Annotated in this window: 13 protein-coding genes and 1 tRNA gene; 6 read left to right on the top strand and 8 right to left on the bottom strand. The window is 68.8% G+C overall.

Translation table 11 applies throughout. The features are described 5' to 3' along the window. Both Q0Q47_RS30545 and Q0Q47_RS30540 read right to left on the bottom strand, forming a co-directional pair. The coding region (locus Q0Q47_RS30545) for a FecR domain-containing protein (protein ID WP_293868882.1) at positions 1 to 859 on the bottom strand (859 nt) is incomplete at its 3' end. Between the two features lie 170 nt (positions 860 to 1029). Next, positions 1030 to 1821 carry a class II glutamine amidotransferase gene (locus Q0Q47_RS30540; protein ID WP_293868881.1) on the bottom strand — a complete coding sequence of 264 codons (792 nt, stop codon included), beginning with the start codon at positions 1819 to 1821 and terminating at the stop codon, positions 1030 to 1032. Between the two features lie 162 nt (positions 1822 to 1983). Between Q0Q47_RS30540 and Q0Q47_RS30535 the strand changes: the two genes are divergently transcribed. Continuing rightward, on the top strand, positions 1984 to 3417 hold the full coding sequence (locus tag Q0Q47_RS30535) for a sodium:proton antiporter (protein ID WP_293868880.1): 1434 nt from the start codon (positions 1984 to 1986) through the stop codon (positions 3415 to 3417). A gap of 173 nt (positions 3418 to 3590) precedes the next feature. Continuing rightward, the gene (locus tag Q0Q47_RS30530) at positions 3591 to 4016 is read left to right on the top strand and encodes a hypothetical protein (RefSeq protein WP_293868879.1); all 426 of its coding nucleotides are present in this window, start codon (positions 3591 to 3593) and stop codon (positions 4014 to 4016) included. Between the two features lie 8 nt (positions 4017 to 4024). Here the strand turns inward: Q0Q47_RS30530 and Q0Q47_RS30525 are convergent, their stop codons facing one another. After that, on the bottom strand, positions 4025 to 5074 hold the full coding sequence (locus Q0Q47_RS30525; protein ID WP_293868878.1) for an aldo/keto reductase: 1050 nt from the start codon (positions 5072 to 5074) through the stop codon (positions 4025 to 4027). A gap of 1 nt (position 5075) precedes the next feature. Next, complete coding sequence (locus tag Q0Q47_RS30520) at positions 5076 to 5450, bottom strand: TIGR04076 family protein (RefSeq protein ID WP_293868877.1); 375 nt, start codon at positions 5448 to 5450, stop codon at positions 5076 to 5078. Positions 5451 to 5613: 163 nt separating this feature from the next. Here Q0Q47_RS30520 and Q0Q47_RS30515 point away from each other — a divergent pair, with 163 nt between their 5' ends. Beyond that, on the top strand, positions 5614 to 6078 hold the full coding sequence (locus tag Q0Q47_RS30515) for a DUF4149 domain-containing protein (RefSeq protein WP_293868876.1): 465 nt from the start codon (positions 5614 to 5616) through the stop codon (positions 6076 to 6078). A 1-nt stretch (position 6079) separates the two neighbouring features. Here Q0Q47_RS30515 and Q0Q47_RS30510 read toward each other — a convergent pair whose 3' ends face one another. From Q0Q47_RS30510 to Q0Q47_RS30495, 4 genes are all read right to left on the bottom strand, one after another. Next, positions 6080 to 6550: a hypothetical protein gene (locus tag Q0Q47_RS30510; RefSeq protein WP_293868875.1), complete on the bottom strand. Its 471-nt coding sequence runs from the start codon at positions 6548 to 6550 to the stop codon at positions 6080 to 6082. A 69-nt stretch (positions 6551 to 6619) separates the two neighbouring features. Beyond that, entirely contained in the window at positions 6620 to 6847 is a 228-nt protein-coding gene (locus Q0Q47_RS30505) for a hypothetical protein (protein ID WP_293868874.1), read from the bottom strand. Between the two features lie 224 nt (positions 6848 to 7071). Next, positions 7072 to 7147, bottom strand: a tRNA-Ala gene (locus Q0Q47_RS30500). 120 nt (positions 7148 to 7267) lie between these two features. Next, positions 7268 to 7648, bottom strand: a complete 381-nt coding sequence (locus Q0Q47_RS30495; RefSeq protein ID WP_293868883.1) for a TIGR02300 family protein — start codon at positions 7646 to 7648, stop codon at positions 7268 to 7270. Between the two features lie 188 nt (positions 7649 to 7836). Between Q0Q47_RS30495 and Q0Q47_RS30490 the strand changes: the two genes are divergently transcribed. The 3 genes from Q0Q47_RS30490 (at position 7837) to rpsA (ending at position 11122) form a co-directional block, all read left to right on the top strand. Further along, the gene (locus tag Q0Q47_RS30490) at positions 7837 to 8523 is read left to right on the top strand and encodes a hypothetical protein (RefSeq protein ID WP_293868872.1); all 687 of its coding nucleotides are present in this window, start codon (positions 7837 to 7839) and stop codon (positions 8521 to 8523) included. Beyond that, on the top strand, positions 8520 to 9164 hold the full coding sequence (cmk, locus tag Q0Q47_RS30485; protein WP_293868870.1) for a (d)CMP kinase: 645 nt from the start codon (positions 8520 to 8522) through the stop codon (positions 9162 to 9164). The genes Q0Q47_RS30490 and cmk overlap by 4 nt, the downstream gene beginning before the upstream one ends. A 230-nt stretch (positions 9165 to 9394) precedes the next feature. Beyond that, on the top strand, positions 9395 to 11122 hold the full coding sequence (rpsA, locus tag Q0Q47_RS30480) for a 30S ribosomal protein S1 (RefSeq protein ID WP_293868868.1): 1728 nt from the start codon (positions 9395 to 9397) through the stop codon (positions 11120 to 11122). Positions 11123 to 11317 lie beyond the last annotated feature (195 nt).

The raw sequence follows: 11317 nt of genomic DNA, 5'->3' as shown, positions 1-11317 counted from the left end.
GGGCGTGGGCGACGGTCTCCGGCGTCGCGGAGGACGCCGAAGCGGGCGCGGGCGGCGGTGTGACGGGCGGCGGAGCCGGGGGCTGAAGCGCGGCCGCCTGCGCAGCGGCCTTGCGGGCCTGATCCTCGGCCTTCGCGGCAGCCAGCCTCGCGTTCTGGGCGGCCTGTGCGGCTGCCTTGGCTGCCTGTTGGGCCGCTTCGGCTTCCCGAACGGCGGCGGCGCGGCGTTCATAGGCCTCGTGGCTGGCGGCCGAGGAGGACTTGAGGACGGCTTCCGCCTTCTCGAGCGCGGCCCGTTGGTCCTTGCGCGGGGTCGACGTGAACGTCCAGTCAGAGGGCGCGCGCGGGCGCGGCGCCTGCACCTCGCCCCGCGCGGCGTCGACCGTCTCCCCGGGCTTCACGGCCCGGCAGGCCCCGCCGTTGCAGACGTCGATGGCTCCCTCATGCAGCACCACGGTGGTCTGGTTGTCGGTGACGCGGATGTCGAAGGTGGTGCCGCGCACCGCGATCGTCGCGTGGGGTGTGCGGACCTTGTAGTCGTGGCCTGCCTCGCCCGGGCCGCTGATGAAGCGGAAGAAGCCCTTCACGGCCTCCACCGTCCGCGGTGCCGACCGACCCGAGAAGACGAATTCGTCGAGGCGCACCTCGGAGGAGGGGCCGATGGCCATGCCGGTCTTGTCGAGGAAGGTCAGGACGGCTGAACTGTCGGCCAGCGTCCGCACCACCTGGTCCCGGTAGACCGTGTCGCCGACCGCGATGGGGCTGACGCGCCCGCCGATCACACCCCTGACGTCGCGCACCACGCTCGTCGCGTCGCCGATGGCCTGCGCCACCGCCGGAGCGGGGGCGACAACCGCCAACAGGGACCCAACAAGGGCGACGAAGCGCAACAAAACGAAAATCCGAAAATCAAAAACCGACAATGCTTGTTGCTATAGCCGAAAGACTCCCGCATCGCAACAGGACTGGCGCACGAGTAAAAACACCGACCCCGAAGAATACAACTCTGAGTTGTATTCGTTTCTGCTTGTCAGGCCGCCAGGCTGCCGATGGCCTCGTCGAGGCACCGGACCTCGGCGGCGCGCCCGCGCCTCACCGTTACGGCGCAGGCGGTGCCGATGCTCTGCCATCCGTCCTGCGCGCGGTCCAGGGGTTCCGACACCACGAGCGTGGCGTCGTCCGAGCGCCGAAGATAGAGCGTCGCGGGCCGGCCGTCGCTCGCCCATCGGAACGCGTGGAGCGTCTCGCCATCGGTCAGGGCGGCCGTGAAGCGCAGCGCCTCCTTGATGCCGGCGGCGAGCATCCGCGACCGGATCCGGGCGAGCGTGCGGGCCACCGCGGAGACCGGATCCTCGGTGAGCCCATCCGAGAGCGCGGCCAGGAAAATGGCCTCGCTGTCGGTCGTTCCCAGCCGATTTCCATAGAGATCGTCGTGAATCAGGCCCTCCAGCCCGCGGCGGACGCGGTCGTAGCCGCCGATCTGGCCGTTGTGCATGAACATCCAGCGGTCATGCACGAAGGGATGGCAGTTGGCCCGGGTGGTCGCGGTCCCGGTCGCGGCCCGCACATGGGCGAAGAACAGCCCCGATTCCACCTGCGAGCAGAGCGAGCGCAGGTTCTCGTCCGACCAGGCCGGCCGGACCTCGCGGTACTGCCCGGGCTGGCGCCGCGCTCCGTACCAGCCCACGCCGAAACCGTCGCCGTTCGTCCCGGTCTTGGTCTCCTCGGCGTGCAGCGACTGGTGCACCAGGGAGTGACACGGTGCGCACACGAGGTCTTCGAGAAAGACCGGGCGTCCTTGGTAGGCGAGGAAGCGGCACATGGTCCACCCTGGGTCGCTACAACCAGCAGTCGCATCGATCTTCCGACAACGGAGTCAATGTCCGTTTAACGGCGATGCCGACGTTTGCTTATGACGGCAAAACCGGCATTGTCCACCCGTCACGCGCCCTCCCGAGCTCCTCACGAGGATGATCGCACCCGCATGAAACCGACCTTCACAGGCCGCCTCACCGCGCTTGCCCTCTCCTTCGCGGGCCTGCTGGCGACCGCCCCGTCCCCGGCCGCGGCGGCCTCCCTCGACGGCGCCACGCTGGGCATCGCCTGGGCCATTCCGTTCGCGGGCCTCCTCTTGTGCATCGCGACCGGTCCGCTCCTGTTTCCCCACGTGTGGCACAAGCACTACGGCCTCATCGGGGCCGGCTGGGCCCTCCTCGTCGTGGTGCCGCTTACGCTGTCGCTGGGGCCGGCGGGGGCCGCCGAGGCCGTCGCCCACGCGGTGCTGCTCGAGTACCTGCCGTTCATCCTGATGCTGTTCGCGCTCTACACGGCCGCCGGCGGTATCGTCGTGGCGGGCAATCTCCACGGTTCGCCCGGCGTGAACACCGCTCTCCTGGGCGTGGGAACCGCGGCCGCGAGCGTCATCGGCACGACCGGCGCGTCCATGATCCTGATCCGCCCGTTGCTGCGGGCCAACGACGACCGGCGCAGCCGCGTGCACGTGGTCGTGTTCTTCATCTTCCTCGTCTCCAACATCGGCGGGTCGCTGACGCCGCTGGGCGATCCGCCGCTGTTCCTCGGCTTCCTCAGGGGCGTGGACTTCTTCTGGACCACCAAGGCCCTGCTCGGTCCCACCCTGCTGTGCGCGGCGGTCCTGCTGGCCCTGTTCTACGTCCTCGACACCGTGCTCTACCGCCGCGACGGGGCGCAGAAGCCGCTGCGCGATCCCACGCCCGACAAGCGCATCCGGTTGCTCGGCGTCGCCAACTTCGCCCTCATCGGCGTCGCCGTCGCCGCCATCCTGATGAGCGGGATCTGGAAGCCCGGGATCGAGGTGACGGTGCTGGGCGTCCATGTCCCGCTGCAGAACATCGTGCGCGAGGCCGTGATGATCGGCGTGGGCCTCGCATCCCTCGCCCTCAGCAAGGCGGAACACCGCCGCGCCAACGGCTTCGACTGGGAGCCGATCCGCGAAGTCGCAAAGCTGTTCGCCGCGATCTTCGTGTGCATCGTGCCTGTCCTGGCCATGCTCCAGGCCGGCGCCTCGGGACCCTTCGCGGCCATCGTCCGCCTCGTCACCGGACCGGCCGGCGAGCCCCTTCCCGTGGCCTATTTCTGGCTGACCGGCCTCTTGTCGTCCTTCCTCGACAATGCACCCACCTACCTGGTGTTCTTCGAGCTGGCGGGTGGCGATCCCGGGATCCTGATGATGAAGCTCGCGGGAACCCTGGCGGCGATTTCCATGGGCGCCGTTTTCATGGGAGCCAACACCTATATCGGCAACGCGCCGAACTTCATGGTCTACGCCATCGCCAGGTCCTCCGGCGTGCCGATGCCGAGCTTCTTCGGCTACATGCTCTGGTCCGGCGCGATCCTCCTGCCCCTGTTCGTCGTCGTGACGGTCGTGTTCGTCCGCTAGGGCGTGCTGCGACAACGGGTCCGCGGCCCGTCGCGGAGGGCATGCGATCACGGCGGGACGGAGCCCGCCGGGTGCGGCTCTTGGCAGCTCCCGCGATCACGCGGGCGTGACCGGGCTGCCCGGAAACGGCCACGGTCGCGGTCTCTTGTCCGCCTCCCGCAGGAGGTAGACCCATGCTTCGTTCGCTCATCCCGGCCTGCAGCGGCGCCGTCGCTTTCGCCGCCTGGCTCGCCGCCTCATCCGCGCCCGCCCTGGCGGCCGGCGGATGCGATGGGCTGTCCCTGTCCGTGCAGGCGACCGGCGGCGAGAGCGCCTGGTCGCTGGAGGTGCCCTTCGACAGCGGCTTCGCGACCCTGTCCAACGGGCCCAACGGCGGGCGCAGCGTCATCCTGAACGAGACCTGCACCGTGCGCCGGGTCGCGTTCGATCTCATTCCGGCCCGCGACACCGTCGGCGGGCGCTGCGTGCTGATCCTGGAGGGCAGCGATGCGTCCGGCGGGTGCGTCATCGACGGCGTCGACCGCGCCGTGACCGGACTGATCCGGCACGGCAAGGGCGACGGAGGGGCCGGAGGCGGCGAGGCCCTGGAGACGCCCTGACGCGGGCGTCAGACCTCGTTCAGATTGTACTTCATGATCCGGCCGTGGGGGCCGTTGCGGTCCCGCTCCAGGGCGTAGGTCTCGCCCGCCGGGCCCTTGCGCTGCGCCAGAACGGCGCCGATCGCGGAGCGGTCCGCCTCGTCCAGGCTGAACGAGAAGACCTTCAGGTTCTCCGGCAACCGGTCGGCATAGCGGGCGCCGATGATCGCCCCGGCCACATGGGGCTGGTCGAGCACCCAGCGGGTCGCGACGTTGGCGATGCTGGCCCCGTGCCGGTCGCCGACGCGCTTCAACGTGGCGAGCAGGTCCTGGAAGAGGTCCCAGCCGCCGAAGTCGTCGATGATGAGCTTGTACTTGATCAGCGAACGGTTCTCGATCCCCTGGGTCGGTTCCGCGGCGCCGAGCCAGCGATCGGTCAGGAAGCCGCCGGCGATCGTGCCGTAGCACAGGATCTTCATGGCGCTGGCGGCGCAGACCGGGGCGAGGTCCCGCGACGGGCGGTCGTCGAGCAGGGAGTACTGCACCTGCATCGAGACGAGCGGCACGCCGGCGTCGATCATGGCCTTGCTGGCCGCGCCGCTGAAGTTCGTGCCGCCGACGTTGCGGATCCGGCCCTCGCGGGCGAGTTCGGCGAGCCAGCCGGCCGCCCGCTCGAAGCCCGGCACGGCGAGATCCCACCAGTGGAACTGGACGAGGTCGAGGCGGTCCATCTGCAGCCGCTGGCGCGAGCGATCGATGATGCGTCCGACATAGGCCTTGTCGATGGTGGGCAGGACGTCGAGGTCCGGAACGAACTTGGTGTGGACCTTGTGCCGCTCGAGCAGCGCGAGATCGCCCGATTCGCGCACGGCCGCCCGGAAGCGGCCGATGAGCGTTTCGACGCCCGTGTAGATGTCGGCGCAGTCGAACGTCGTGACGCCGGCCTCGACGAAGGCGCGCATGTCCGCGATCGCCTTGTCCGGGTCCACCGCGCCGTGGCCCCCGGCAAGCTGCCAGCCACCCCGCAGCACGCGGGAGATGTGGTAGCCCGGTGCCAGTTCGAAAGTCTCGACGGTCATGTCAGACGCCCTCTGCCTTGAAGCCGGGCGCGTCGAGCGGCACCAGCGTGACCTCGGAATGCCGGAAGGTGCGCTTGCCCGTCCGGGTGATGCGGAACCGCCCGCCGCAATAGGGATCGGGACACGCGATCTCCGCGTCAGTCGTCATCCAGTCATTGCGGTGGGTCTCGCGCTGCTTGGCCGGCAGGAGCGGAAGGATCGCGGCGAGCGGGTAGATCGCGAAGGTCTGGCCGGGCGGAAGCGACAGGTTCTCGCCCGAGAGGAAGAAATGGTCGCCGACCTTGTGGTTGCACACCATGGGCTTGTCGCCCTGCACCACCTCGACCTTCAGGTCGTAGAGCACGAACGCGTCGTCGGGTCCTGCGGCATCGGTCATGCGGGGAGATCCTCCGGTTCCCCTCCCTATAGCACCGCCATCGCTGCGGCGGCCATGCCGTTGAGGCAGGGCCGACCCTGCCGCCCGCGCGGTTCTCCCCTTGCCGCCAGCCGTCCGGGAATGCGATTCAGGAGGCCGTCCTCGCCACGTTCCGGATAGCTCGATGCTTCTCGCCGATCTCCTGCTCAGTGCTGCCACGACCCTCGCGGCCATGGCGCTCGGCGCCATGCTGCTCTTTGCCGCCGTGGTGACGCCGGCGGCCTTCGCGACGCTAGGCCCGGAGCTGGCCGCGCGCTATCTGCGCGGGCTGTTCCCGCGTTACTATCTCGCCGTCGCCCTGGTGTGTTTTTTCGCCGCGGCCCTGGCCGGCGTGGCGCCTTTCACGGCGCCGGAGGAGAGCCCGAAGGCGCTTTGGCCCCTGCCCGCGGCAGCGGCCCTGTGCGTGGCCGCCTCGCTCTTCGCGCGGCAGGTCCTCACGCCACGGATCAATGCCGCCCGGGATCGGATGCACGACGGGGACGCTGCGGCGGGCGACGCCTTCCGGCGCCTGCATCGCGGCAGCGTCCTTCTTCATCTCGTCCAGATGATCGCCCTCGTGGCGGGCCTCGGCTGGACCCTGCTGGGCTGAATTACGGCTGAGTCGTCGGCGGAGCCTTGCCTTCCGTCGCCGGCATGCTCGGGGTCGGCGTGCTCGGGGTCGACGAGGACATGCCCGGGCTCGACGACATGCCCGGATTGGCCGGAACCGCCGGCCCCATGGAGCCCGGCTGCACGGTCGTGCCGGTCGTGTCGGTCGAGGCGGGAGCCTTCTTGGCGGCGGTCGGATGCTGCTGAGCCTTGGTGCTCTGGGCAGCCTTCGTGCCGGTGCGGTGGGAGCGGTTCACATGCTTTGCGCGATGGCGCCGCTCGAGCATGCCGGGGCCCCGTGCCGGGGCGCCGTCACCGCTGCGGATGCCCATGCCTCCGCCGACGGTGTCTGCGGGCTGGCCGGGCTTGGGCAGGACGGGCCTGCCCTGAGCCTCGGCCGCCAGCGGTGCCAGTATCAGAGCCGAGCCGAGCCCGGCGGCAAGCGTGATGGTTTTCAGGTTGATCCGCGACATGTGATCCTCCGTCCTTTGCGCCCCCTGCTCGGACAACCGAACGCATGGCGCGGACGAAGGTTGCAGCGCTCAGGGTAGGAGGGCGTCGCCCGTGTCGTTGTCGACGGCCGACGAGGCGTGAGGATCGGGCAGGGCGTGGGAGGCGGCGACGATGGGATCCGCCACCGTGATGAACGTCGTGGTCACCACGAGCGCCGTGACGAGGACGATCGCGAAGAAACAGATCGCCCGGATGGCGTCCACGGTCGTGGCGGCGAGCCGGCCAATCGGGCCGGACGAGGTCGTGAGGTCGGTCATGGTAGTCCTAAGCTTGCGCGGCGCATGGAAACGGCCGCTTTGCATCCAGTACGACGGGGGGGCGTCGTGGATGCACGAGATGGGATCGATTTGCGCCCAAGCCATGAACAACAGCGTCAAAAAATCGTGAGAATTCGATCAATTACGACGATGTGACCAGGCTAGAAGACAAAAAAGCCGCCTTGCGGCGGCTCGTCGTTCCGGAAGTCTTGCCGGAGGGTATTTGGTGGAGCCAAGCGGGATCGAACCGCTGACCTCTTGAATGCCATTCAAGCGCTCTCCCAGCTGAGCTATGGCCCCACACTGTAACCCGGGTTTGGGGACCCGGATCAGGTACCGCCTCGTCGGCGGTGCCGCTCTATAGCCGTGTCGGAATGCAGCATCAAGCCCCATTCGACACGATCGTGACGCTTCTTTGCGTCAAGCTTCCTCGTCGTTCTCGATATCGCCATCGATGAGGTCGGAGACGTCGTCGTCGCCTTCCTCTTCCTCCTCGAGGAACGTGTCGTCCTCGGCGATGTCGTCTTCGATCTCGACGCCGTCGATCGGAATGTCCTTTTCCGCCTCCTCGGCCTCGACCTCGTCGAGGGACACGAGCTCGGGTCCCGCCGCGTCCGTCTCGGCTTCGTCCTCGTCGCGATTCGCGACCTCAGGCGCGGGGCGGCCCCGGCCAGGAACGATCGCGGAGGCCGCGAACGTCGTCCCGCACTTCGGGCAGACGATCGGGTCCTTGTTCAAGTCGTAGAATTTGGCGCCGCAGTGCAGGCACTGGCGCTTCGTACCGAGTTCCGGCTTGGCCACGATCGGAGCCCCGTCTTGGAGAATTGAGCGCCCCCGGTTAGTCGGCATGACGGCGGCTGTCAAATGTGAACTGCAGGCGTCCGCGCATGGGACCCGTCCGAGCGCCGTCGACGGGTTCCATCCCCTATGCTAGGTCGGCGGCGTCGCGCGCACCGGGGGCGGGCGCGAGCAGGACTTCGGCAGGGACGATGGCGAGCGGCATTCAAGGCGAGGAGGCGGCCTCGGCGGCGTTGTGGACCGCCAAGGCGGCGCTCGCCCTCGCGACGCTGACCGTCGGTGAAACCACGCTGCTCGGCATGCCCCGCGCGCAGGCCCTCGAGGCCTTCGCCGATGCCTGCCGAGGCTTCGGCGCCCAGGTGCGGACCGATCCCGGGCAGACGAGCGTGCGGGGTGTCGGCATCGGCGGACTGGTCCGCCCTGCCTCGCCGATCGGCCGGGGCGAGGACGATTTCGCCATCGCCGTGCTCGCCGGGCTGGCAGCCGGGCAGGATGCCGGTGCGGCCCTCGTCATGTCGGACGCCGTCGCCCGTGAACTGGCCCCTGGCCTGGCACTGACGGGCGCGACCATCCGGGCCGCCGCGCCCGTCGACGGAATCGTCGAGATCGCAGGGGCGCGCGATCCGCTTCCCGCCAGCCACGGCCTGCTCTCGCCGGCCGCCGCGACGGCGGCGCTCCTGGCCGCCCTGAACGCGCCCGGGACGTCGAGCCTGCAGGCCGCCGCAGCCTTGCCGGGATCGCTGGCCGGGCTGCTGCGGCTCTTCGGAGCCGGCGTCCACGTGGAGGCGGGGCGCGTGACGCTGCGCGGCAGGCCCGAGCTGCGGCCGACGCGGCTCGACATCGACGGCCTGGCGGCCGCTGCGGGGAGGCCATCATGATCATCGCCATCGACGGGCCGGCGGCCTCCGGCAAGGGCACGCTCGCCAAGCGGCTGGCGTCCCATTTCGGCCTGCCTCACCTGGACACGGGTCTCCTATACAGGGCCGTGGCCCGGGCCCTGCTCGACTTCGATCATCCGCTCACCGACGAGAAGGCCGCCGTGCGGGCGGCCCAGGCGCTCGACCGCGTGCATCTCGACGAGAGCCGCCTGCGCGGCCGCGAGATGGGCGAGGCGGCGAGCGTGGTGGCGGCGATCCCGGCGGTGCGGTCGGCCCTGGTGGACTGGCAGCGCGCCTTCGCCCGCCGGCCTGAGGGGGCGGTCCTGGACGGCCGCGACATCGGCACCGTGATCTGCCCCGACGCCGACGTGAAGATTTTCGTCACCGCGACCCCGGAGGAACGGGCGCGCCGCCGCTTCCGGGAGCTGGCGGGGCGCGGCGAGGACGTCACCCTCGACGCCGTGCTCGACGACATCCGCAAGCGCGACGCCCGCGATTCGGGGCGCAGCACGGCCCCGCTGGTGGCCGCGGCCGATGCACGCTTGCTGGATACGACCACTTTGGATATAGAGCAGGCCTTCAAGGCGGCCGTCGCTTTCGTCGACGGCGCGGGGCGGGACGGGGCCAAGGCCAAGTCCTGACGGGATATCCTGAGGGTCATCCCGGCCGGTTTCGGCTCCAGCGTGGCGGTCCGGTTGGCCCCTTGAGTGACTGCGCAAGACACTGAAAACCTGCTTCGGCCTGCCGGCTCGCGCCGGCCCGCCTCTTGGCGGTGGCTCCCGAATTCAAGTCACGGGAGCGTCGGCAATCCGGAGCGAAACGCAACTCCAGCCGCCGGCGCCGGGTCCGCAGGACCCTTCCAGGAGATCAAATGTCCGCTGCTATGAAAAACCCGTCCCGCGAGGATTTCGCGGCGCTGCTCGACGAGTCGTTCGGCAAGTCCGATGCGCTCGAGGGCTCCGTGATCAAGGGCCGTGTCGTCGCCATCGAAAAGGATATGGCGGTCATCGACATCGGCCTGAAGACCGAAGGCCGCGTGGCCGTTCGTGAATTCTCCGGCCCGGGCCGCGAAGGCACCATCAAGGTGGGCGACGAGGTCGAGGTCTATCTCGACCGCATCGAGAACGCCCTCGGTGAGGCCGTCATTTCGCGCGACAAGGCCCGCCGCGAAGAGAGCTGGGTCAAGCTCGAGGTGGCCTACGAGAAGAACGAGAAGGTCAACGGCGTCATCTTCAACCAGGTCAAGGGCGGCTACACGGTCGACCTCGACGGCGCCGTGGCCTTCCTGCCGCGCTCGCAGGTGGACATTCGTCCGATCCGCGACGTCACCCCGCTGATGGGCGTGCCGCAGCCGTTCCAGATCCTGAAGATGGACCGCCGCCGCGGCAACATCGTCGTCTCGCGCCGCACGGTGCTCGAGGAGACGCGCGCCGAGGCCCGTTCCGAGCTGGTCGCCAACCTCGAGGAAGGCCAGACCGTCGACGGCGTCGTCAAGAACATCACCGAGTACGGCGCGTTCGTCGACCTCGGCGGCATCGACGGCCTGCTGCACGTCACCGACATGGCGTGGCGCCGCGTCAATCACCCGAGCGAAGTGGTCACCATCGGCCAGCAGCTCAAGGTGAAGATCATCAAGATCAACCACGAGACGCACCGCATCTCGCTCGGCATCAAGCAGCTCCTCGCCGATCCGTGGGAGGGCATCGAGGCCAAGTATCCGGTCAACGCGCGCTTCTCGGGCCGCGTCACGAATATCACCGACTACGGTGCGTTCGTCGAGCTCGAGCCGGGCATCGAAGGCCTGATCCACGTCTCCGAGATGTCCTGGACGAAGAAGAACGTCCATCCCGGCAAGATCGTCTCCACCTCCCAGGAGGTCGAGGTCCAGATCCTCGAAGTCGATCCCGTCAAGCGGCGCATCTCGCTCGGTCTCAAGCAGACCCTGCAGAACCCGTGGGAAGCCTTCTCCGAGAAGTTCCCGTCCGGCACGGTTGTCGAGGGCGAGGTCAAGAACAAGACCGAGTTCGGCCTCTTCATCGGCCTGGAAGGCGACGTGGACGGCATGGTCCACCTCTCCGACCTCGACTGGAACCGTCCGGGCGAGCAGGTGATCGAGGAGTTCAAGAAGGGCGACATGGTGAAGGCGGTCGTTCTCGACGTCGACGTCGAGAAGGAGCGCATTTCGCTCGGCATCAAGCAGCTCGGCGGCGATCCCTTCGCCGATGCGGCTGCGGCCGGCGACCTGAAGAAGAACGCCGTCGTCACCTGCGAGGTCCTCGAGGTGAAGGAAGGCGGTCTCGAGGTGAAGATCATCGGCACCGACCTGTCGACCTTCATCAAGCGCTCCGAGCTCGCCCGTGACCGCGCCGACCAGCGCCCCGAGCGTTTCGCCGCCGGCGAGAAGCTCGACGCCCGCGTCATCATGTTCGACCGCAAGTCGCGCAAGGTGCAGGTGTCGATCAAGGCGCTCGAGATGCACGAGGAGAAGGAAGCGATCGCCCAGTACGGCTCGGCCGATGCCGGCGCCTCGCTCGGCGACATCCTGGGTGCCGCCCTCAAGCGCGCCAACAAGGCCGCCAAGGATGGCAAGAACGACTGATCGTTCTTCCCTGAGTTCAAAGAGCCCGCGGGGAGCGATCCCCGCGGGCTTTTTTGTTGGCCGGTCTGCTGCACCTATGGTGCGTCCTTCGACACGCGGCCTGCGGCCGCTGCTCAGAGCTTGTGAATCTTTCTGTCGTCCAGCTCGCACCTCCCTCTCCGCGTCATGGCCGGGCTTGGCCCGGTCATCCACGAC

Source organism: uncultured Alsobacter sp., assembly GCF_945952055.1.
Taxonomy (GTDB): Bacteria; Pseudomonadota; Alphaproteobacteria; order Rhizobiales; family Beijerinckiaceae; genus Alsobacter.
This window is presented reverse-complemented; position numbering and strand designations above follow the sequence as displayed.

Excerpts from the sequence above, each read along its gene's own strand:
- cmk (WP_293868870.1), top strand. The coding sequence starts at position 8,520 with ATGATCATCGCCATCGACGGGCCGGCGGCCTCCGGCAAGGGCACGCTC.
- Q0Q47_RS30530 (WP_293868879.1), top strand. The coding sequence starts at position 3,591 with ATGCTTCGTTCGCTCATCCCGGCCTGCAGCGGCGCCGTCGCTTTCGCC.
- Q0Q47_RS30510 (WP_293868875.1), bottom strand. The coding sequence starts at position 6,550 with ATGTCGCGGATCAACCTGAAAACCATCACGCTTGCCGCCGGGCTCGGC.
- Q0Q47_RS30505 (WP_293868874.1), bottom strand. The coding sequence starts at position 6,847 with ATGACCGACCTCACGACCTCGTCCGGCCCGATTGGCCGGCTCGCCGCC.
- Q0Q47_RS30490 (WP_293868872.1), top strand. The coding sequence starts at position 7,837 with ATGGCGAGCGGCATTCAAGGCGAGGAGGCGGCCTCGGCGGCGTTGTGG.
- Q0Q47_RS30535 (WP_293868880.1), top strand. The coding sequence starts at position 1,984 with ATGAAACCGACCTTCACAGGCCGCCTCACCGCGCTTGCCCTCTCCTTC.
- Q0Q47_RS30520 (WP_293868877.1), bottom strand. The coding sequence starts at position 5,450 with ATGACCGATGCCGCAGGACCCGACGACGCGTTCGTGCTCTACGACCTG.
- Q0Q47_RS30525 (WP_293868878.1), bottom strand. The coding sequence starts at position 5,074 with ATGACCGTCGAGACTTTCGAACTGGCACCGGGCTACCACATCTCCCGC.
- Q0Q47_RS30515 (WP_293868876.1), top strand. The coding sequence starts at position 5,614 with ATGCTTCTCGCCGATCTCCTGCTCAGTGCTGCCACGACCCTCGCGGCC.
- rpsA (WP_293868868.1), top strand. The coding sequence starts at position 9,395 with ATGTCCGCTGCTATGAAAAACCCGTCCCGCGAGGATTTCGCGGCGCTG.
- Q0Q47_RS30540 (WP_293868881.1), bottom strand. The coding sequence starts at position 1,821 with ATGTGCCGCTTCCTCGCCTACCAAGGACGCCCGGTCTTTCTCGAAGAC.